This is a genomic window from Sphingomonas sp. SORGH_AS_0438, assembly GCF_031453475.1.
GTDB lineage: Bacteria > Pseudomonadota > Alphaproteobacteria > Sphingomonadales > Sphingomonadaceae > Sphingomonas.
This window is the reverse complement of sequence record NZ_JAVIZS010000001.1, coordinates 1,354,070-1,375,280: the sequence shown is the minus strand read 5'-3', so window position 1 is coordinate 1,375,280 and position 21,211 is coordinate 1,354,070. Positions and strand designations below refer to the sequence as shown.

Genomic DNA, 21,211 nt, shown 5'->3' with positions numbered 1-21,211 from the left:
GCTTACTTCGCCTGTGCCTGAGCGGGGGGCTGGCCCTGGGCGGGCTGAGCCTTTTCGGAGAAGGGCACCGCCTTCACCGGCGTGCCGGGCTGGAGGTTCTGCGCGCCTTCGACCACCACCTTGTCGCCCGGCTTCAGCCCGGCAGTGACCAGCCAGTCCTGGCCGACCGTGCGCGGCGCCGTGAGGACGCGCGGCTGGAGCTTGCCGTCATTGCCGACCACCATGACCACCGGCTGGCCCTTCTCGTCACGCGTCACCGCACGCTGCGGCACCAGGATCGCGTTCGACCGCGTGCCCTCGACCAGCTCGGCGCGGACGAACATGCCCGGCAGCAACAGGCCGCGCGGGTTCGGGAAGACGGCGCGGATCGTCTGGCTGCCGGTCGCGGGGTCGACCGTCACATCGGTGAACTTCAGCGTGCCCTCGGGACCATAGCTGGTGCCGTCCTCCAGCTTCAGGCGTACCCGCGCATCGGCCCTGTCGCGGGATACCTGCCCGGCCAGGATCTGCTGGCGCAGCTTCAGCAGGTCGGCGCTCGACTGCTGGATGTCGACATAGATGGGGTCGAGCCGCTGGATGACCGAGAGCGGTTCGGTCTGGGCGGCGGTGACGAGCGCGCCGGTGGTGAAGGTCGAGCGGCCGATCCGGCCGGTGATCGGCGCCTTCACCGTGGTGCGGCCGAGATCGATCTGCGCGGTGCGGAGGGCGGCGGCCTGGGCGGCGACATCCGCCTGCGCCTGCTGCGCCGAGGTCGTCGCGTTCTCGAAATCCTGACGCGAGATGGCGTTGATCTTGACCAGCTCGCCATAGCGACGGGCCAGCGCATTGGACGACGCGATCGCGGCACGCGCGCGGGTCAGCGCGGCGCGCGCGCTGGCGACCTGCGCCTCATAGGGGGACGAATCGATACGGTAGAGCGGCTGGCCCTGGCGGACCATGTCGCCTTCCTGGAACAGGCGCGCGAGCACCAGGCCATTGACCTGCGGGCGGACGTCCGAGGTTTCATAGGCGCTGGTGCGGCCCGGCAGCTCGCTGCTGAGCGTCACCGGCTTCTCCGCCACGGTGACGTAGGCTACTTGCGGTGGCCCCGCCTGTTGTGGCTGCTGCTGGGCTTGCCCGCAGGCCGCGAGAAACAGGGTAAATCCCAATACAGGAGCGATATTTTTCATGGCGTCGACCGCGATCCCCGGTTATGTGTGAGTGATCGATCACTCACATTTACGGGTGCCTCTAATCCCCGGTCGGGGTCGTTGGCAACCCGTCACGAAGGCCAGGCGATTGAATTTGTTGCAATGCGGTAATGCGAAGCGTGCAAGTCGGGTTGACGAACGGCGGCGGCACCTGCTGGACGTCAGCCGTGCGCTCTTCGTGGAACATGGCTTTCACCAGACCGGCGTGGCGCAGATCGCCGCCGCGTCGGGCATCAAGGTCGGCCAGATCTATCGCGACTTCGCCAGCAAGGAGGATATCATCGCGGCGATGGCTGAGGTCGATATCGCCGACTTCCTGGACGAAGCATCGTTGCGTGTCGCGGTGGAGAGCAAGGACGCGCTCGCGATCCGCGCCTGGGTCGACCGGTTCGTCTCGATCGACGACACGGTCGAGGAATGCCGGATGTTCACGGAAATCCTGGCGGAGGTCGGGCGCAACCCGCGCATCGCCGAAATCCACCGACGGATCGATTGCCGGATGCGTCAGTGCCTGGCGGCCGCGTTGGAGGCGCTCGCGCCAGCCAGCCCGGCGAGCGAGCGGGAGGCGCTCAGCGACCTGATCATGGTGCTGGGCATGGGCATGATGATCCGGCGTGTCATCGATCCCGCGCGGGACTGGGCGGTGATATCGCGGCGGATCGGCGGAATCGTCGACGCGACGCTGGACAGTCTGCGACAGGACGGGGTGATGGCCGGCGGATCTGCGCTATGATGCTGTGATGACATAGCGCCGCAACATGGTGCGTCTAACAGGCCGACCGGGTTCGTTGCGCCCTGCTCCCAACATGACTCGAAGGTGAAGCGAGAAAGTCCCCCGCCTTCACAAAAGCGAAACACAGCCGCCACAGCCCCCGCCTATCGGCCACTCCAGAGGCACAAGCCGAACGAGTGGGGAATGACGATAATGACGATGGTAACGGTCAGCCGGACGCGGCTGTTGGCCGGCGCGGCGCTCAGCCTGATCGCGACGACGCCGGCCTGGGCCGGTACGGTGCCCGCCAGCGCACCGGTCGCCAGTGCCGATCCAGCGACGACGCCGGTGGCCGGGGAAGCGCCGCCCGCGGACCAGGGGCTGGGTGAGATCGTCGTCACCGCCACCAAGCGGGAAACCAACCTGCAGAAGACGCCGATCGCCATATCGGTGCTCGGCACCGAAGCGCTCAAGGATCGGCATGTCCAGAGCCTGCTCGACCTGGCGGACGGCACCGTGCCGAGCTTGCGCGTCGCCACCTTCGAGGCGCGCCAGTCCGCGCTGACCATCGGTATTCGCGGCATCGTGCCGTTCGACCAGAACCAGACCGCGCGCGATACCGGCGTCGGCGTCTATATCGACGGCGTCTATCTCGGCCGTTCGCAGGGCCTGAACGCGGCATTGTTCGACATCCAGCGCGTCGAGGTGCTGCGCGGGCCGCAGGGCACGCTGTTCGGCCGCAACACCGAGGGTGGCGCGCTGTCGATTGTCACCGCGCGGCCGACCGGCAAGTTCGGCGCGTCGCTGACCGCCGGCATCGGCAACTATGGCGCCTATAACAGCGCGGTCCACCTGAACCTGCCGGAATATCACAATATCTCGGTCAAGCTGGACGGCGTGCTCCAGCACCAGAATGCCTTTGTCACCAACCCGCTGCCGGGGTCGGCCGGCTGGGGCTATTTCAACCGCGTCGGCGGCCATGCGGCGGCGCTGTGGAAGCCGGTCGACGGTTTCTCGGTCGAGCTTTCCTACGACCAGGCGAAGGACCAGAACACGCCCTTCTACAGCCAGCTGGTCAACTACAACCCGACCGGCCTGCCGGTCGCGACCCTGGCGCAGATTTCCGCCAATGGCGGCAAGCTGCCCGCCGGCACCATCGCGCCACTGTCGCCGCTGGTCGTCGTATCGGGCGACACCCGCATGAAGCACGCCGATATCGGCGTGCCGCAGCAGCTCAGCGTCGATCAGACGCATGGTTTCTCGACCAAGCTCAACTATCAGGTCACGCCGAACCTCGAACTGCGCTCGATCACCGCCTGGCGCGGCGTCACCACCGACCAGTGGGACAATTCGGGCGGCGCGCATCGCACCGTGTTCCTGCCGAACAGCAAGTTCAGCCGTTACAGCCTGTCGTTCATGCAGCAGCATCAGTTCAGCCAGGAGTTCCAGGCGGTCGGTAGCCTGCCCCAGTTCGACTATGTCGCCGGCCTCTATTATTTCACTGAAAACGCCCGCGAGACAGCGGCGACGCCCTCGACCAACCAGTGGAATGGGGACGGCACCGGCTACACCATCCTGTCGCAGGTCGCGCTCGGCACCATCACGTCGAACAATCAGGGCTGGGCACCGGGCTCCTTCTTCTTCCAGCGCGGCAGCTTCGCGCGCGCCTATAGCTATGCGGCCTTCGCGCAGGGCACCTATACGCCGGCGGGCTTCGATGCCTTCCATCTGACGGTGGGCGGCCGTTATACCCGCGACAAGCGCAACGGCACGCTGTTCCTGGTGCAGGGCAAGTCGACCAACTTCCCCTTCACCTTCAACAACAACCGGTTCGATCCGATGGTGACGGCGGCGTTCGACGCTACCGATGCGATCCACCTCTATGCCAAATACGCGACCGGCTACCGCGCCGGCGGCGCCAATGCCCGCTCGCAGACCTTCACCGCCTTCGGCCCCGAAGCGGTCAAGTCCTACGAGATCGGGTCGAAGATGGACCTGTTCGACAAGCGCGTCCGCCTGAACCTGGCCGGATACATCATGGACCGGACGGGCACGCAGATCGACTTCGACAATGTCGACACCAATCCGTCGAGCCCGACCTACAACCTGCATACCGAGGAAACCCGCAATGCGCCGGGCACTTCCAAGATCCGCGGGATCGAGGCGGACGTCACGACCAACCCGGTCGAGGGGATGACGGTCGGCGCCAGCTACGCCTATACCTATACCAAGGTGCCGGCGACGCCGAACCCGTTCCTGAACAATGCGCCGACCCAGGTCTTCGTGGTGTTCACGCCGCGCAACGCCGCCTCGGCCTATGTCGATTACGAGACGCCGCTGACGGGCTCGGACGCCAAGCTGCGCTTCCACCTGGATGGCAATTATGCCGATCCGGTCTACAGCTTCCAGAATGAGACGACGCGCACCGACAAGAGCTTCGTGATGAACGGCCGTATCGCGCTGGCGGACATTCCGCTGACGGGGGCAGGCACGACGATGACCGTGTCGCTGTGGAGCCGCAACCTGCTCAACAACAGCTTCATCTATCGTCGCTCGGCCGCCAATGCGAAGACGCTGGGCGACTATGCCAACTTCAACCCGCCCCGGACGATCGGCCTGGAAGCGAACGTGCGCTTCTGATCCCGGCATGGCCGGTGGGCGACCACCGGCCGACTGGCACAGCCAAAAGGGGCCGGCACCATTATCGGTGCCGGCCCCTTTTTTGTCGCCAGATCTGAGTGGGTTCAGCTGCGGATGAGCAGCCCGTGATGCTTCTTGCCGGCGGAGAGGCGCAGCGGCGCGTCGCCGACAGTCAGCATCGCCGCCTCGTCCGCGACCTTCTCGCCATCGACGCGCGCGCCGCCCCCGGCGATCAGCCGTCGCGCCTCGCCCTTCGACTTGGCGAAGCCCAGGCCGACCAGCGCATCGACCAGCGCGACCGGTCCATCGACCGCGAAACGGGGGAGCGAGTCGCCGCCCCGGCCTTCCTCGAAGGTCCGGCGTGCCGTCTCGGCCGCCTCCTCGGCGGCGGCGGGGCCGCGGCACATGGCGGTCGCTTCATTGGCCAGGATCTTCTTGGCCTCGTTGATCTCCGCGCCGGGCAGCGCTTCCAGTCGGCGGATGTCGTCGAGCGGCAGGTCGGTGAACAGGCGCAGGAAGCGGCCGACATCACGATCATCGGTATTGCGCCAAAATTGCCAATAATCGAAATGCGGCAACTGGTCCTCGTGCAGCCACACCGCGCCCGACATGGTCTTGCCCATCTTGCCGCCATCGGCCGTGGTGATCAGCGGCGTGGTGACGCCGAACACCTCGGTCCCGTCCATCCGGCGGGCAAGTTCTATGCCGTTGACGATATTGCCCCACTGGTCCGACCCGCCCATCTGCAAGCGACAGCCGGCACGGCGCGACAGCTCCAGGAAATCATAGGCCTGGAGGATCATGTAATTGAATTCGAGGAAGCTGAGCGACTGCTCGCGATCCAGCCGCAGCTTGACCGAGTCGAAGGACAGCATCCGGTTGACCGAGAAATGCTGGCCGACATCGCGCAGGAAGGGGATATATTCCAGCTTGTCGAGCCAGTCGGCATTGTCGACCATCACCGCATCGGTGGGGCCGTCGCCAAAGGTCAGGAAGCGTTCGAAGATGCGGCGGATCGAAGCGACGTTGGCGCGGATGCCGTCCTCACCCAACAGCTTGCGCGCCTCGTCCTTGAAGCTCGGGTCGCCGATCTTGCCGGTGCCGCCGCCCATCAGCACGATCGGCTTGTGCCCGGTCTGCTGCATCCGGCGCAGCAGCATGATCTGCACCAGGCTGCCGACATGCAGCGACGGGGCCGTCGGGTCGAAGCCGATATAGCCCGGCACCGTGCCCTTGGCGGCCAGAGCATCGAGCGCGGCCGCGTCGGTCATTTGGTGGATATAGCCGCGCTGCGACAGGACGGTCAGAAGGTCGGACTGGTAGGACATGGGCGCCGGTTAGCAAGCGCAGGCGCGCTCGTCACTATCGCGACCGGAATGAAACGGGACAGGCGGCTCAGACCGTCATTCGCGCAAAGCCCAGGAAAACGGCCTTGAGCGCGATGTCGTCGACGGCCGCCACGTCCACCGCGACCTGCCGGCTGAAGGCTTCGGGCGACATGGCGGTCTGGTCGCGATGGATCATCGCCCAATGACCGAATTGTCGGGCAGGGATCAGCCCCTCGGCGATGATGGCGATATGGGAATGGCGTCGATCGGTGCGGATCAGCGCCATTCGCCGGGCGACCGCTTCCACCGGACCTTCCAATGCCTGGAGATAGCTGGTCGGATCGGCGAGCAGCAATCCGGAAAGGTCCTCGGCAGGATTGTTGCGGTCGCATTGTGCGAGCAGGCTGGCGATGTCGGACTGCCGCGATCCCGTACGCGCCCGGCTGATATAGACCACTCGCGAAAGCTGTCCCGGCGCTGCATCTTCCATTCTTGACACCCACGCCCCTTCGATGCCGGACATCACCAGAAAGACTTGGTGTCTTCAAGCACGAATGGCACCGTTTCCGTTGCTTCCGGTCTTCACCTGAAGAGTGCCACCACGGCCGAGATCAATGTCGCGCCGCCGATCGGCGCCAGCAACAACAAAAGAAGATTGATGCCGATGATGCCGCCCAGAACATCCTGTTCCCGGCGGCTCAGCCTACGGGAGCGACGTGGAGGCTGCCAGGGCGGGGGCGGGGGCTGATCCTTGAAGTCGACGAACATGCGGGTTCCCGCCGGGCGGCATTCCGAGGTCGATGGGTTCGCCCGAAACCCAAGGTTATCCTGCAACGTTCGGGGCTCGCCGTCGCTCCCGGATATTCCGATCGACGACCCTTATGCTTTACCGCGGCCAGCCAGATCAGGCTGACAGCGCTGGCGCCGCAGCCGCCGCCCGGCCGGTCAGCAAGGTTACGCGGCGGCCGATCCGATCGATCATCCCCTCCGCCTGCAATGCCATTAGCGTACGGTTGACATGGACCGAGGTCAGACCAGTCGCATCGCCGATCTCCTCCTGGGTCAGGGGCAGCATCAGCGAGTCCCGGATCGTCAGGCCCGCCTCGCGGCTGCGGATGGTCAGATCCTGGAGCAGCGCGAGCACCCGGCCGCGCGCGTCTCGCCGACCCAGGCTGACGATCCAGTCACAGGCGGCATTCGCGTCGAGGATCGTCTCGTTCCACAAGGCACGGGCGATCGCCACTCGGTCCTCCGCCAAGGCCATGATCGCCGCATGGGGGATCTTGGCCACATCCGCATCCGACAGGGTCGAGACCGTTTGCGAAGCCGCGGGGACGTCGCCGCTCCGCAGGCCGATCAGATCACCGGCGACATATACGCCGGTGATCTGCCGCTGCCCGTCGGACAACAGGCCGTAGCGGCAGGCATAGCCACTGTGCAGTTGGAGGAACGGGTGATCCTGCTGCCCCTCGTCGATCAGGCGGCGGCCACGACCGATCCGTTCGATCTGCACCGGCAAGGCCAGGATGGCGTGGCGATCGGCGGTCGGCAACGGCGCAAAGCGTTCCAGCCGGCGGATCAATCGGGTCAGGTGTGTCGTGCCGTCCATCATCCATCCACCGATCGTGACAATATGGTTTACCTGTCCCGATACGTGCCGCTTGCCCTGCGAGTTGCAATTACCTGTGTTAACTCAAATCGATAGGCCGGTTTTTTACGCAGGCCTCACAGGCCCAGGGGACGGCATTCGCGGATGAGATCGATCAGCAGGCGCAGACCCGTCGGCACCTGCCGGCGGCTGGAATAATAGATGTGATAGCCCGAACCGGTCGTCGCCCACTCGCCCAGCACCGGCACCAGCGCGCCCGATGCGAGATGGGGCGCGACATTATGCTCCATGGCATACATCAGACCCACCCCCGCCAGCGCCAGGGCGATCATCGCCCGGCCATCGTCGACGATGATGCGGCTAGGCACCGTGACGGCGAACTCGCCCTCCGGTCCCTCGAACTCCCAGCGATAGATGCGGTCGTCGCCCAGCCGGACGCCCAGGCAATGATGGTCCCGCAAGGCGTCCGGGTGAGGCGGTGCGCCGTGCCGCTCGATATAGCTCGGCGCCGCGACCACCATCCAGCGCAGGTCGGCGGACAGACGTTGCGCCACCATATCCTCCGGCACCGTGCCACCATGGCGGATGCCGGCATCGAATCCACCGTCGATCACGTCGACCATCCGGTCACGCGCGGCGATATCAACCTGGATACCCGGATAGCGTTCGGCGAAGACCGGCAGCACCGGCGCCAGCAGCAGCGACGCCGCGTCTGCCAGGACGTTCAGACGGATCCGGCCAGTCGGCGCGTCGCGATAGCGGTTGAGATCATCGACCGCCTGGTCGATCCGCGCGAACGGCTCGGTGACGGCGTCGCGGAGGGCGGTGCCGGCCTCGGTCAGCGTGACGCTGCGATTGGTCCGATGGAGCAGACGCACGCCCAGCCGCGCCTCCAGGCCCTTCAACGCATGGCTGAGCGCCGAAGCACTGACCCCCATTTCGATCCCGGCCAGACGAAAGCTGCGATGCCGGGCGATGGCGAGGAAATAGGTCAGGTCGGCAAGATCGGAACGGCGGGTCGACATGCGCCAATGTGCGCATCGCCGACCCGCCGGGCAAGGTCGCGGTCAGGCGACGGCCGGCAGCTTCTCCAGGTGCTTGTCGAGCGTGATCGGATAGTCGCGAACCCGCACGCCGGTGGCGTTGTAGATCGCGTTCGCGACGGCCGCGCCGACCCCGCACAGGCCCAGTTCGCCGACACCTTTGGCCTTCATCGGATTGGCCTTGTCATCGGCTTCCTCCAGGAACACGACCTCCTGATGTAGGATGTCGGCATGGACCGGCACCTCATAGGTGGCGAGGTCGTGATTGACGAACAAGCCGAACCGGGGATCGACCGCCAGTTCCTCCATCAAGGCGGAGCCGACGCCCATCGTCATCGCGCCGATCACCTGACTACGCGCCGACTTCGGGTTGATGATCCGGCCGGCGGCGCACACCGCCAGCATCCGCCGCAGCCGCGTCGCGCCCGTATAGGCATCGACTCCGACCTCGACGAAATGTGCGCCGAAGGTGGAGAGCTGCCATTGCTTCTCCAGATCGCCGAACTCGATCTTGTCCTGCGCGACCAGTTCGCCGGCCGAGGCTGCCTGTGCGAGATCGGCGGACCGGTTGCCGCTGGTCACCTTGCCGCCCGCAAAGGCGACATCGGCCGAATTATATCCGAGCCGCTGCGCCACCTGCTCCCGCAGCTTGACGCAGGCGGCATAAACACCCGCCGTGGCGTTCGCCGCGCCGAACTGGCCGCCCGACCCCGCCGAGACGGGATAGGCGGAGTTGCCGAGACGCACGACCACTGCCTCCAGGGGCACGCCCATCATCTCGGCGGCGGTCTGGGCGATGATCGTGTAGCTGCCGGTGCCGATATCGGTCATGTCGGTCTCGACCGTCACGACGCCCTTGCCATCCAGCCGCACGCGTGCGCCCGATGTCATGTTCATATGGTTGCGGAAGGCGGAGGCGACGCCCATCCCGACCAGCCAGCGCCCGTCACGGACCGAGGCGGGCTTGGCCTGGCGGCGCGACCAGCCGAACTGTTCCGCGCCCTCGGTTAGACAGCGGACCAACTGGCGCTGCGAGAAGCGGCGCGTCGGCTTTTCCGGATCGACCTGCGTGTCGTTCTTCACGCGAAAGGCGATCGGGTCCATGCCGAGCTTCTCGGCCATTTCGTCCATGGCGATTTCCAGCGCCATCATGCCCGGCGCTTCGCCCGGCGCGCGCATCGCATTGCCCTCGGGCAGGTCGAGCACCGCCAGCCGCATCGCCGTCAGCCGGTTCGCGCCGGCATAGAGCAGCTTGGTCTGGTTGACCGCCGTCTCCGGCGAGCCATTCGGCTGGTCGCCCGATCCGCTCTCATGCGCGATGGCGGTGATCGTGCCATCCTTCGCCGCACCGATCCGGATGTGCTGGCGCGTGGCCGGACGGTGGGTGGTATTGTTGGCGATCATCGGGCGGGACAGGGCGACCTTGACCGGCCGGCCCGCCGCCTTCGCGCCCAGGGCGGCCATGACCGCATCGGTGCGCAGGAACAGCTTGCCGCCGAAGCCGCCGCCGACATAGGCGGACTGGAAGCTGATCTTCTCCTTGGGGATACCCAGGGTCCGCGCCAGATCGCCATGCCCCCAGGCGATCATCTGGTTCGAGGTCCAGAGCGTCAGCTCGTCGCCCGTCCAGGATGCGATCGAGGCGAAGGGCTCCATCATCGCATGGCTGTGGTCGGGCGTAGTGTAGCGGGCGTCGAGCGTAACCGGCGCGGCGGCGAAGGCGGTTTCGAAGTCGCCGACCCGGTCCATGCCGGGCGCGGCGCTGCCCTCGTCGCTGGAGCCGCCGGTCAGCGGCGCGGTCTTCAGCGCCTCGTCCAGGTCGAACCGGCCCTGGCTGCGGGCATAGTCGATCCGCACCAGGTTCGCGGCGGCGCGTGCCTGTTCGAAGGTTTCGGCGACGACGATCGCCAGGGCCTGATGATAATGATCGACCGCCGGGCCGCCGAGCAGCTTGACGGTGTTGAACTTGCCCTTGCCGAACTTGCCGAAGCCCAGCTTCGCCAGGTCGGTGGCGGTGACGATCGCCAGCACGCCCGGCGCGGCGCGTGCCTCGTCGAGGTCGATCGAGCGGATCATGCCCTTTGCGACGGCCGCGCCGACGACCTGGCCATAGGCGGCGTTCGGCGCCTCGCGGTGATGCTCATAGGCATAGGGCGCGTGGCCGGTGGTCTTGAGCGGACCATCGATCCGATCATGGGCGCGGCCGACCACGGTCATGCGGTCGATCGGGTTGGGGCCGGCGGGTGTGTCGAACTTCATGGCGATCAGCCCTTGCTCTCGGCGATCACGGCAGCCAGCGCGCGGGTAGCGAGCGGCAGCTTGAACGCATTGTCCTTGGTCGGCGTCGCACCCTGGAAGGCGCGTCCGGTGACGGCGGCGGCGCCTTGCGGCAGCAGCGCTTCCGCCGCCTCCACCCGCCACGGCTTGGGTGCGACGCCGCCAAAAGCGACGCGACCCGTGCCGTCGGGCTGGATCACCGCCGCGACCGACACCAGCGCATAGGCATAGGAGGCACGGTCCCGCACCTTCTCGTAGAAATGCTTGCCGCCGATCGGCTTGGGCAGGGTCACCGCCGTGATCAGTTCGCCCGGCTTCAGCACCGTGTCCTGTTCGGGATGATCGCCCCACAAGCGGTGGAAATCGGCGATCGGAATGGAGCGGCGCTGTCCGCTGCCATCCACCGTCTCGATCACAGCGTCCAGCACGCGCATCGCCACCGCCATGTCGCCGGGGAAGGTCGCGATGCAGGCGTTGCTGACCCCGATCACGCCCAACTGGCGCGAATAGCCGCCGATCGCCGCGCAGCCCGATCCGGGCTTGCGCTTGTTGCACGCCATGTTGGTGTCGTAGAAATAGGGGCAGCGGGTCCGTTGCAGCAGGTTGCCGGCGGTCGAGGCCTTGTTGCGCAACTGGCCGCTCGCGCCCGCGACGATCGCGCGCGTCAGAACCGCATAGTCGCGGCGCACGCGCTCGTCCGCCGCCAGATCGGTATTGGTGACCAGTGCGCCGATGCGCAGGCCGCCTTCCTTCGTCTTCTCGATCTTGTCGAAGCCGAGATCCTGGACATCGACCAGATGGGTGGGCGTCTCCACCTCGATCTTCATCAGGTCGAGCAGGTTGGTGCCGCCAGCGATGAACTTGGCCCCGGGCTGACCGGCGACCGCGCGGGCCGCGGCGACCGCATCGGTCGCACGCTCATAGGTGAAGGCCTTCATGCCCGATCCTCCTTGGCGGCACCGCCGGCGACCTCGGCCATGGCCTCGGCGATGTTGGAATAGGCGCCGCAGCGACAGATATTGCCGCTCATCCGCTCGCGCATCTCGATGTTGCTGACCTGCGGACGGGCGGCGACGTCGGCCTGGACATGGCTGGGCACGCCGCGCTTGATCTCGTCCAGCACCGCCACCGCCGAGCAGATCTGCCCCGGCGTGCAATAGCCGCACTGATAGCCGTCATGCTTGATGAAGGCGGCCTGCATCGGGTGCAGCGCCTCGGTCGTGCCGAGCCCCTCGATCGTGGTGATGGCGTCGCCTTCGTGCATCACCGCCAGCGACAGGCAGGAATTGATGCGAACGCCGTCGACCAGCACGGTGCAGGCGCCGCACTGGCCATGGTCGCACCCCTTCTTCGTACCGGTCAGGTGCAGATGCTCGCGCAATGCGTCGAGCAGGGTGGTGCGGGGGTCGAGGGTCAGCGATTGGCTTTCGCCATTCACCGTGAAGCGGACCGGCATCATCGGCTTGGCCTTTACGGGACGGGGAGGGAGCGGCGCGGCGCCAACCGGAGCGGCGACGACGACGGCGGCGGTCGCCGCGCCACCGGTCAGCACGCCGCGACGCGAGACGGCCGGATCAGACCTGTCTGACATGGATCGATCTTCCTTTGCGACCGGCTCTGACCCGGTAAAGATGGTGGAACGGCAAAGCGGTGTTAGCGTCTTGAACGCGCGTGCGCGACCAAAGAGCCCGCGATAATCCTCAATGCGACAATGAATTTTGCTCAACATTGATCCACTCTGCGTTTACGACCGTTTTGGTGACGAAATTGTCGGGTCGACGTCTCCCCTTCGTCACGCCGAGCGCGCTATGGTGGCATGTATAGAGGTGGGGGATGGCGATGCTTGGTCGGCGGCGGTGGACGGTCGGAACGGGAATCGCGGCGCTGGCCTTGACCTTCGCCAGTCCGTCGCTGGCGGCGTGCAAGGTCGGAAAGATCGCGGAATTGCCGGTGACGCTGATCGGGCAACGCGCGATGGTGCAGGCCAAGTTCGGCGAACGCCCGACGCAGTTCATCCTCGACAGCGGCGCCTTCTACAGCACGATTTCCCGCGCGACGGCGGCCGAGTTCAAGCTGGAGGACGAGGCCCTGCCGCCCTGGTTCCGTATCAAGGGGGTGAATGGAGACGCGACCGCCAGCGCGGCGGTGGCGCGCAATTTCTCGCTGGCGGGCATCGCCTTGCCCAAGGTCGACTTCATCGTCGCCGGCACCGATACCGGCAGCGCCGGACTGATCGGTCAGAACATCCTCGGCCTGGCGGACGTGGAATATGACCTGCCGCACGGCATGGTCCGACTGATGAAGGTCCAGGGCTGCAACGACATGGCGCTGGCCTATTGGGCCAATGGCAAGCCCTTCTCGACGCTGAAGCTGGAAACCGGCGATACCGGTCCGTGGAAGCCGCACACGATCGCGACCGTGCTGGTCAATGGGGTGAAGCTGCGCGCCGCCTTCGACACCGGTGCGCAGACGAGCGTCATGACGCTGTCGGCCGCCAAGCGCGCCGGCATCACGCCGCAAAGTCCCGGCGTCGTGGCGGTCGGGCGCAGCAGCGGCCTGGGGTCGAAGGAGGTTTCGACCTGGCTCGCGCCCTTCGACCAGATCGATCTGGGCGGCGAGATCGTACCGCGCCCCAAGTTGCGCATCTCCGACATCCACATGGATGTCGACATGCTGATCGGCTTCGACTTCTTCCTGACCCACCGCGTGTTCGTCTCGAACGTGCAGCACAGGCTCTACATGACCTATGAGGGCGGGGCCGTGTTCGGCCTCCGTCCGTCCGGCGCGCGCACCACCACGGGCGAGGCGCTGGACCTGACCGATAAGGCAGCCGAGCCGACCGATGCCGAGGGGTTCGCCCGGCGGGGCGCGGTCCATATGTCCGCGCACCGGATGCAGGAGGGGCTGGCCGATTTCGACAAGGCGGTGGCGATGGCGCCGAGCGAGGGCCGCTTCCTGGTGCTGCGCGCACAGGCGCGGCTGGCGAACCGGCAATTGCTGCTGGCGGCGGCTGACCTCGACAAGGCGGCGATGCTGATGCCGAACGACCCGGACATCCGCTTGAGCCGTGCGTCGCTCCGCCTCGCCAATCGCGATCCGCAAGGGGCCGCCGAAGAGGTGGCGGCGGCGGACAAGCTGCTGGCGCCGGGATCGGATCGGCGGCTTCGCCTGGCGGGCTTCTACAACAGCCTCGACAAGCCCGAAGCCGCGATCGTGAACTACGACGCATGGCTCAAGCTGCATGGCGAGGATGCCGATCGCGCAATCGCCTATAATGGGCGATGCTGGGCGCGGGCGATGCTCGGCCGCGATCTGGAAAAGGCGCTGTCCGATTGCAACACCGCGATAAGGCTGCGGCCGGCCATGGCCAACTATCTCGATAGCCGGGGATTGGTGAACCTGAAGCTCAATCGGCTGGACGCGGCGCTGGAGGATTACGACGCGGCGGTGAAGGCGAGCCCGCATGACGCCTGGATGCTCTACTCCCGGTCCATCGCCGCGGAGCGGGCCGGGCGGACCGAACAGGCCGCCGCCGACCGCAAGGCGGCGCTGGCCATCGACCCGCACATCGGCAAGCGAGCGGTGCGCTACGGCCTGGAGAAATAGGACCCGCGAACGGAACGCGACCGTAAAGGCGGGACCCCGCTTCCGCCGCATGTGACGGGAGAGGTAGAAACGTCAGCGTCATGGCCCTAAGTGGCGGCCATGCCGTCTTCCACCACCAAGTCCCCGATGCACCGCCATGAATTCGTCGCCTTCGTCGCGGCGCTGATGGCGGTAAATGCGCTGGGCGTCGACCTGATGCTGCCCGCGCTCGCCGATATCGGACACCAGCTCGGCGTCGCCACCGCCAATCACCGGCAGTGGATCATCACCGTCTATATGCTCGGGTTCGGCACGGGCCAGCTCGTCTATGGCCCGTTGGCGGATCGCTACGGGCGACGACCGATCCTGCTGGTCACGCTCGCCGGGTTCGTCTGCGCCAGCATTTTCGCGGCGAGTTCGCAGACCTTCGCGGCGCTGCTCGGCGCGCGGATGTTGCAGGGTCTGATGTCCGCGTCGACCCGCGTGCTGGCGGTCGCGATCGTGCGCGACCAGTTCACCGGACGCCAGATGGCGCGGACTCTGTCGGTCGCGCAGATGATCTTTTTTTTGGTGCCGATCCTGGCACCGACGCTGGGACAGGGCTTACTGGCGTTCGGACCCTGGCGCTTCATCTTCTATGCCCTGGCCGGATTTGCGGCCTTCGTCCTCGCCTGGTCGGCGGCGCGCCTGCCGGAATCCTTGCCGGTCGAGCGCCGCTCGGCGCTGTCGTTCGCCAATATCGGCGCGGCCTATCGCCTGACCCTGACCGACCGGTTCTCGCTCGGCTATGCGGTGGCGGCGGCGATCACCTTCGGCGGCATCATCGCCTTCGTCTCTTCGGCGCAGCAGATCTTCGTCGACGAGTTCGGCGCGGGCGAGCGGTTCACCCTGCTGTTCGCGGCTTGCGCCTTTTCGATGGGCTGCGCCTCCTTCGCCAACAGCCGGCTGGTCGAGCGGCTGGGGACGCGGCTGATCTCGCAGTCGGCGGTGCTGGCGCTGATCACCCTGTCGGTGCTGCACCTGATGGTGATCGGCGTGGGCCGGGAAAACCTCTGGACCTATATGGTCTTCCAGGCGCTCAGCATGACCTGCATCGGCCTGTGCGGCTCCAATTTCGGCGCGATGGCGATGGAGCCGGTCGGCCATATCGCCGGCACCGCCTCCTCGATCCAGGGGTTCATTGGCAGCGTCGGCGCGGTGATCGTCGGCTCGCTGATTGGCCAGTCCTATAACGGCACCACCACGCCGCTGGCGCTCGGCTATCTGGCGATCGGCGTCGCGGTGCTGGGCGTGGTGCTATGGACCGAAGGCGGCCGGCTCTTCCAGGCGCGGCATCAGCGCGTCGAACCGGCGAGGTAACGGGCGAGGGGATCGATCATCTCCTCGGGAATGCGGCGGGCGATGACCGGCATGGTCGCCTGGCTCTTGCGGGCATCCACCACCGTCTCATCGCCGTGCCAGTGGCGCAGGCGCTGGGCGATATAGGCGGCCCGCTGGCCGGCGATGACTGGATAGGGTTTGCCCGGCGCATGACAGCTGGCGCAAGCCGGCAGCTGGCGTTCAGGCATCCCCTGCGTCACGATCCGTGCGGCGGCAGCATTGCCGCCGGCGGGTGGCGCGCCTAAACCGGGCATCGCGGCGAAGCGGCGGGCGGCGGCGACCATCTCCGCCGGCTCCATCCGCATCGCGACCTGCTGCATCACTGCACTGGAGCGCCGGCCGCTGGCATAGCCTTGCAGCGCGGCGAGGAGATAGGCGGGGTCCTGGCCGCCCAGCATCGGGATGTCCGGCGCGCCGCGCCGACGCCCGTCCGCGCCGTGACAGCCGGTGCAGGCGCCCAGATCGGTCGCGGGCTCCGTCTCATTGACCAGCACGCGATATTGCGCGGGCGTCATGCCGGGCAGGCGACGGACGAAGGCGACCATTCGCCGAACCTCGTCCTGCCGGTCCTGCACCGCCCAGGCGGGCATGCCGGTATATTTGACGCCGTGCTGGAGGATCCAGAACAGCTGCTTGTCGGTCCACTCCCGGGCATTGACCGCTAGATCAGGGGCAGGCGGGGTGGCGGCCTGCATGACGGGCGCTGGTTTCACCCCGGGCGCGCCGTGGCAGACGGCGCAGGCATTGGCGAAGTGACCGGCGGCGCTGACCAGCCCGGTGGCGTCCGCCGGATCGCTCGGCGACGAAAAGGCGGCATGGGTGCGTACCGAGTTGCGCATCGTCCAGTGCAGGAACCAGTCGGTGATCGGCCAATGCCCGCTGGACGCCGCGATGTTCATCACCCCCGACCAGGCGAAGAGCAGGCCGGCGACCACCACGCCCAGCAGGGCGGCGATCGCGCGCGCCCAGGTGATGCGGATCGTCATGCGGGCACCTCGCTTCGCGTCTGGAGCAGTCGGCCGAGCATCGCCAGTCCGCCAAGCAGATAGGCGACGCCACCCACCAGCAGCATGACCACGCCGGAAACCTGCTGGTCGGTCAGGGCGTCCACTCCTTGATGGCTGTAGAGCGGGCGGGGGGCGAGGCCGATCAGCGCGCCGAGCAAAGTCATGTGCATGGAGGTGACCAGCAGCGCCGCGATCCCCGCCGCGCGGTGGCGCGGGGCGAGCACGGCGGACCAGAGCAGCAGGCCCGCGGCCAGGAAACTCGCCTGCTCGACCACCAGCCAGAGCGGGTGATGATCGGCCAGCCGGCGCAGGGCGGGAACATGCCAGCCCCAGACGATGACCGCTTCCGCCAATGCGGCGGGCAGGGGCGATGCGAGCCGGGGCCAGCGCGTTGCCGGATCGAAGCGACTGTCGCGGACGCCGATCGCCAGCAGCGGCGCGGCGACGGCGACGGCGATCATATGGGCGGCCATATGGCCGGTCATGCCCCAGCCGCTGACCGACCAGCCAAGGGGTAGCAGGGCCAGCCCGGCGAGAAGCGCCGGCCGCTTCATCGACAATCCCCCAGCATCAGGACGGGCAGCGCGGTGAACAACACCGCGACGAAGCTCAGTGCCGAAAGCAGCAGGGTCGAGAAGGCGAGGAAGCGCAGCCGGTCGATATCCGTGCCCTCGCTGTGCGGCGGCGGATCGCCCGGCGTGCGCGACTGTTGCCAGGCGATCACTCCGGCAAGGAGGATCACCACCAGCGCGACGATCGTCCCGATCGCGAAGACCGTCGGGAAGCGCGCCCAGTGGCCGATCTTCGCGCAGGACACCGCCGCCCAGAGATAGGAGAACAGGAAATGCACCGCCCAGACCGATGGCGGCACGATCAGCGTCCACAGCGTGACGCGCAGACTATGCACCCGCTTCAGCCAGCGCCTCACAGCCCCGCCTCCGGAAAGAGGCCGATCGTTAGATAGGTGACCAGCGCGGTGAGCGTGAGGAAATGCTGATAGACGGTGATGTTGCGCAGATCGGCATCATGGGTTGGCGTCATCCGTCCGGCCAGGCTGCGCGCCAGCGTATAGAGCTGCATGATCGCGCCGATCGCGGCATGGACGACCGTCCAGATCGTCAGCACCCAGACGATCGCCGGATAGACATTGGCCTTGGGATCGAGCCCGTCCAGGCAGCGGAGCCCGGCGAACAGGCTGGCGATCGTCAGGCCGGCACCGGCAACCAACAGCCCCCGGGCGATCGTCACCCGCCCGCGCGCATGGACCTCTCGCGCAACGAGCGTTGCCGCCCATCCGGCGAGTGACAGGGCGAGGGCCAGCAGCGGGGCGGCGACCCCGGGTCCGTTAAAGCCCGCGCCGAAATCGGGATGGATCGTCCAGTAGAAATAATAGCCGAACACCAGCCCCGAAAAGGCGGTCGCGTCCGCCATCATCGTGATGAACATCGCCCACCAGCCGGGGGCCGCCGGTCCGGATAGGTAGAGCGGCATGTGCATCCCATGGCCGATCGGCTTTTCCGGCTTTTCCGGGATCTCCGCCGTATCCCACAGCCACCACAGCACACAGGCCAGCGTCACCACGCCACTGACGGCGGCGAGCAGATAGAGGTGGTAGGTGGTCAGGATGAACACCGCGCCCAGCGCCACGGCGGTGATCATCGGCTTGACGCTCGGCGTGCCCAGCCGGATCACCGATACCGGTCGGGCGTCGAGCACCGAGGTGATGATCGTCTCGCGCCGGCCTTCTTCCGCGTCCGGCAGGAAGAAGCGGCCCTCATCGACCTTGGCGACGAAATCCTTCTGGTCCCAGATCGGATAGCGGCTCTCGATCAGCGGGACCGAGCGGATGCCCCAATCCTCGTCGTCCGGATGCGCCAGCCATTCGAGCGTGCCGGCGTTCCAGGGATTGCGCGCCGCCTTGGGCCGTGTGGGCGACAGCGCGAGGTCGAAGACCAGCACCAATACGCCCGCCGCAAACAGATAGGAGCCAGCGGTCGAGGCGAGATTGAGCCATCCGATGCCCAGCTCCGCCGGATAGGTGAAGACCCGGCGCGGCATCCCCTCCAACCCCGACAGGTGCATCGGGAAGAAGGTCAGGTTGACGCCGACGAACATGATCCAAAAGGCGATGCGCCCCATCCGGTCGGACAGCTTCTTGCCGGTGATCAGCGGCCAGTAATAATAGAGCCCGCCGAACAGCGGCAGCAGCGTGCCGCCGATCAGCACATAATGGAGGTGCGCGACGATGAAATAGGTGTCGTGCGCCTGCCAGTCGAACGGCGCGATCGCGACCATCACGCCGGTCAGGCCACCGATCACGAAGATGGCGAGGCTGCCGCTCGCATAGAGCAGCGGCGTCGACCATTTCACCTTGCCCGCCCACAGCGTGGCGATGAAGGCGAAGATCTGCACGCCGGTCGGGATGGCGACGGCCTCGGACGCGGCGGAGAAGAAGGCGAGGCTGATCTTGGGCAGGCCGGTCGCGAACATGTGGTGGACCCACAGGCCGAACGACAGGAAGGCGGTGCCGACCGCCGCGAGCACGATCCAGGGATAGCCGAGCAGGTGCCGCTGCGCGAAGGTCGGGATCAGCATGGCGAACAGCGCGATCGACGGCAGGAAGACGATATAGACTTCCGGATGGCCGAAGATCCAGAACAGGTGCTGCCACAGAAGCGGATCGCCGCCGCGCGCCGCGTCGAAGAACGGCCATTCGAGCAGTCGTTCCATCTCGAACAGCAGGTCGCCGGCGATCAGCGGCGGGAAGGCGAACAGGATCATCACCGCCACGACCAGGATATACCAGGCATAGAGCGGCATGAGGTTGAGCCGCATCCCCGGCGGCCGGCATTTCAACACGCCGACGATGAGTTCGACGGCGGCGGCGACCGAGGACACCTCGATGAAGGAGAGGCCAAGCATCCAGATGTCCGCCCCCAGCCCCGACAGGTCGGTGCGGGTCGTCAGCGGCGGATACATGAACCAGCCGCCGTCCGGCGCGGCATTGAAGAAGATCGATCCCGAGACGAAGACCCCGCCGATCAGGAAGCTCCAATAGCCGAAGGCCGACAGGCGCGGGAACGGCAGGTCGCGTGCACCGAGCAACTGGGGCAGCAGGATGATCGACACCGCCTCGAACATCGGCACGGCGAACAGGAACATCATCATCGAGCCGTGCAGCGTGAACAGCTGGTTGAACGTGTTCGCCGACACCAGGTCGTTGTTCGGCACCGCGAGCTGCGTGCGCATGATCAGCGCCAGCACGCCCGCGAACAGCATGAAGCCGAACGCGGTCAGCGTGTACCACACGCCGATGCGGTTGTTGTTGACGTCGGTCCAGCGGAAGAACCAGCCCGATGGCGGCTTCCATACCTCGCGCAGGCGCTCCTCCTGCGCGGCGCGGAGCTGGGGATCGTCCTGGGCGTGGAGGCTCATTTCAGGCCTTGCAGATAGCGGGCGATGGCGACGGCCTCGTCTTCCGACAATTGGGGGAAAGCCGGCATCCGCACGCCGGGCTTGGTGGCTTGCGGGTGGCGGATGAAGCCGGCGACATGGGCGGTCGTCATCGGCAGGATGCCGGCGGCCAATGTCGTCCGCTGTCCGAAGCGGGACAGGTCGGGGCCGATCCGGCTGACGGCATCGGTGCCGCGAATGGCGTGGCAGCCGCCACAGCCCTGCTCGGCGAACAGGCGGGCCCCGATCGGGTCGGCAACCGCAGAACGGCTGGCGCCACGTTGACCGTCCAGCCAGGCGTCGAACGCTGCCGGCTCCATCGCCACGACGTCCAGCGCCATCAGCGCGTGGCTCAGCCCGCAGAATTCGGCGCATTGCCCGCGATAGCGACCGGCGCGCTCGGCGCGGACCACCAGCGTGTTGGTGCGGCCGGGGATCATGTCCATCTTGCCGGCAAGGCCGGGAATCCAGAAGCTGTGCACCACGTCGTCGGCCGTCAGGCGGAAGGCGACGGTGCGGCCTGTCGGGATACGGATTTCGTTGGCGCTCTCGACCGGGGGGCCTCCGGACGGGCGATAGGCGACCCTCCACCAGAATTGCTCGCCATCGACGGCGATCTGGAGATCGGCCGGCGCCACCGGACGCGGGCGCATATAGGGGAGCGAATAGGCCAGGAGGCCGAGCAGGACGATCGTAGGCACGATGCCGCCCAACCACAGCACCAACCGCATCCCCTTGCGGTGCGTCATCTCGCCGACCGGGGCCCGGACGGCACGATGCATGAGCCAGGCCACGCCTCCGGCGATCACCACCGCGCCGACCAGCATGACGATGAGCAAATGGCGGATCGCCATCGCATCCTCGCCAAAGGGGGCAAGGGTCGATTGATGACGATTGCAGCCGGCGACCAGCCAGCCCAAGCCGGAAATGATGACGAACTTTTCCCCCCGCATCGGCCTTAAACAGTTCAGGGCCGAAACGGTTCAA

18 protein-coding genes are annotated in these 21,211 nt (G+C 66.8%); 4 read left to right on the top strand and 14 right to left on the bottom strand.

The window, feature by feature from the left end; translation table 11 throughout:
• Positions 1-2 precede the first annotated feature (2 nt).
• Positions 3-1,169: an efflux RND transporter periplasmic adaptor subunit gene (locus QE452_RS06465; protein ID WP_309659034.1), complete on the bottom strand. Its 1,167-nt coding sequence runs from the start codon at positions 1,167-1,169 to the stop codon at positions 3-5.
• A gap of 31 nt (positions 1,170-1,200) precedes the next feature.
• On the opposite strand from QE452_RS06465, the gene QE452_RS06460 reads away from it, so the two are divergent.
• Both QE452_RS06460 and QE452_RS06455 read left to right on the top strand, forming a co-directional pair.
• On the top strand, positions 1,201-1,923 hold the full coding sequence (locus tag QE452_RS06460) for a TetR/AcrR family transcriptional regulator (RefSeq protein ID WP_309729757.1): 723 nt from the start codon (positions 1,201-1,203) through the stop codon (positions 1,921-1,923).
• A gap of 192 nt (positions 1,924-2,115) precedes the next feature.
• Positions 2,116-4,542: a TonB-dependent receptor gene (locus QE452_RS06455; RefSeq protein ID WP_309659036.1), complete on the top strand. Its 2,427-nt coding sequence runs from the start codon at positions 2,116-2,118 to the stop codon at positions 4,540-4,542.
• A 104-nt stretch (positions 4,543-4,646) separates the two neighbouring features.
• Here the strand turns inward: QE452_RS06455 and tyrS are convergent, their stop codons facing one another.
• The 8 genes from tyrS to paoA form a co-directional block, all read right to left on the bottom strand.
• On the bottom strand, positions 4,647-5,870 hold the full coding sequence (tyrS, locus tag QE452_RS06450; RefSeq protein ID WP_309659037.1) for a tyrosine--tRNA ligase: 1,224 nt from the start codon (positions 5,868-5,870) through the stop codon (positions 4,647-4,649).
• A gap of 67 nt (positions 5,871-5,937) precedes the next feature.
• The gene (locus QE452_RS06445; RefSeq protein ID WP_309659038.1) at positions 5,938-6,393 is read right to left on the bottom strand and encodes a BLUF domain-containing protein; all 456 of its coding nucleotides are present in this window, start codon (positions 6,391-6,393) and stop codon (positions 5,938-5,940) included.
• Positions 6,394-6,452: 59 nt separating this feature from the next.
• The gene (locus QE452_RS06440; RefSeq protein WP_309659039.1) at positions 6,453-6,638 is read right to left on the bottom strand and encodes a hypothetical protein; all 186 of its coding nucleotides are present in this window, start codon (positions 6,636-6,638) and stop codon (positions 6,453-6,455) included.
• Positions 6,639-6,774: 136 nt separating this feature from the next.
• A complete protein-coding gene (locus QE452_RS06435; protein WP_309659040.1) occupies positions 6,775-7,479 on the bottom strand; it encodes a helix-turn-helix domain-containing protein in 705 nt (234 codons plus the stop codon).
• A gap of 116 nt (positions 7,480-7,595) precedes the next feature.
• On the bottom strand, positions 7,596-8,504 hold the full coding sequence (locus tag QE452_RS06430) for a LysR family transcriptional regulator (protein WP_309659041.1): 909 nt from the start codon (positions 8,502-8,504) through the stop codon (positions 7,596-7,598).
• Positions 8,505-8,546: 42 nt separating this feature from the next.
• On the bottom strand, positions 8,547-10,781 hold the full coding sequence (gene paoC, locus QE452_RS06425; RefSeq protein WP_309729753.1) for an aldehyde oxidoreductase molybdenum-binding subunit PaoC: 2,235 nt from the start codon (positions 10,779-10,781) through the stop codon (positions 8,547-8,549).
• Between the two features lie 5 nt (positions 10,782-10,786).
• On the bottom strand, positions 10,787-11,737 hold the full coding sequence (locus QE452_RS06420; RefSeq protein WP_309659043.1) for a xanthine dehydrogenase family protein subunit M: 951 nt from the start codon (positions 11,735-11,737) through the stop codon (positions 10,787-10,789).
• The gene (gene paoA / locus QE452_RS06415; protein ID WP_309729750.1) at positions 11,734-12,390 is read right to left on the bottom strand and encodes an aldehyde dehydrogenase iron-sulfur subunit PaoA; all 657 of its coding nucleotides are present in this window, start codon (positions 12,388-12,390) and stop codon (positions 11,734-11,736) included. Before paoA ends, QE452_RS06420 begins: the two co-directional genes overlap by 4 nt.
• A gap of 242 nt (positions 12,391-12,632) precedes the next feature.
• Here paoA and QE452_RS06410 point away from each other — a divergent pair, with 242 nt between their 5' ends.
• Entirely contained in the window at positions 12,633-14,405 is a 1,773-nt protein-coding gene (locus QE452_RS06410; protein WP_309659045.1) for an aspartyl protease family protein, read from the top strand.
• A gap of 99 nt (positions 14,406-14,504) precedes the next feature.
• A complete protein-coding gene (locus QE452_RS06405; protein WP_309659046.1) occupies positions 14,505-15,743 on the top strand; it encodes a multidrug effflux MFS transporter in 1,239 nt (412 codons plus the stop codon).
• Here the strand turns inward: QE452_RS06405 and QE452_RS06400 are convergent.
• From QE452_RS06400 to coxB, 5 genes are read right to left on the bottom strand one after another with little or no spacing between them, the layout of a single operon-like run.
• Positions 15,719-16,750, bottom strand: a complete 1,032-nt coding sequence (locus QE452_RS06400) for a c-type cytochrome (protein ID WP_309659047.1) — start codon at positions 16,748-16,750, stop codon at positions 15,719-15,721. The two genes, QE452_RS06405 and QE452_RS06400, sit on opposite strands and share 25 nt — an antisense overlap.
• A complete protein-coding gene (locus QE452_RS06395) occupies positions 16,747-17,325 on the bottom strand; it encodes a cytochrome c oxidase assembly protein (protein ID WP_309659048.1) in 579 nt (192 codons plus the stop codon). The genes QE452_RS06400 and QE452_RS06395 overlap by 4 nt, the downstream gene beginning before the upstream one ends.
• Entirely contained in the window at positions 17,322-17,699 is a 378-nt protein-coding gene (locus QE452_RS06390) for a hypothetical protein (RefSeq protein ID WP_309659049.1), read from the bottom strand. The genes QE452_RS06395 and QE452_RS06390 overlap by 4 nt, the downstream gene beginning before the upstream one ends.
• A complete protein-coding gene (ctaD, locus tag QE452_RS06385) occupies positions 17,696-20,206 on the bottom strand; it encodes a cytochrome c oxidase subunit I (protein WP_309659050.1) in 2,511 nt (836 codons plus the stop codon). Before ctaD ends, QE452_RS06390 begins: the two co-directional genes overlap by 4 nt.
• Positions 20,203-21,177: a cytochrome c oxidase subunit II gene (gene coxB, locus QE452_RS06380; RefSeq protein ID WP_309659051.1), complete on the bottom strand. Its 975-nt coding sequence runs from the start codon at positions 21,175-21,177 to the stop codon at positions 20,203-20,205. Before coxB ends, ctaD begins: the two co-directional genes overlap by 4 nt.
• Positions 21,178-21,211: the final 34 nt, after the last annotated feature.